Genomic DNA, 309 nt, shown 5'->3' with positions numbered 1-309 from the left:
CCGGCATCTATGGGTCCGGCTGTCTGATCACAGAGGGTGCGCGCGGTGAAGGCGGCTATCTGACCAACTCTGAGGGTGAACGTTTCATGGAACGTTACGCGCCACAGTATAAAGACCTGGCCCCACGGGATTATGTGTCCCGTTGTATGACAATGGAAATCCGCGAAGGCCGTGGTGTTGGTAAAGAAGGCGATCACATCCATCTGCACCTGAACCACCTGCCACCAGAAACTTTGGCTGAACGTCTGCCGGGTATTTCTGAAAGCGCACGGATCTTTGCCGGTGTTGATCTGACCAAAGAACCGATCC

General features: G+C 54.7%; 1 pseudogene. It reads left to right on the top strand.

The features are described 5' to 3' along the window. Positions 1-309: pseudogene (locus tag ACPGUT_RS03730) on the top strand (FAD-binding protein); the annotation flags it as partial.

Origin of the sequence: Halocynthiibacter sp. (assembly GCF_049608145.1) — a bacterium.
Classification (GTDB): Bacteria; Pseudomonadota; Alphaproteobacteria; order Rhodobacterales; family Rhodobacteraceae; genus Halocynthiibacter.
The sequence above is the reverse complement of the archived record's forward strand: the minus strand, read 5'-3'. Positions and strand labels throughout refer to the sequence as shown.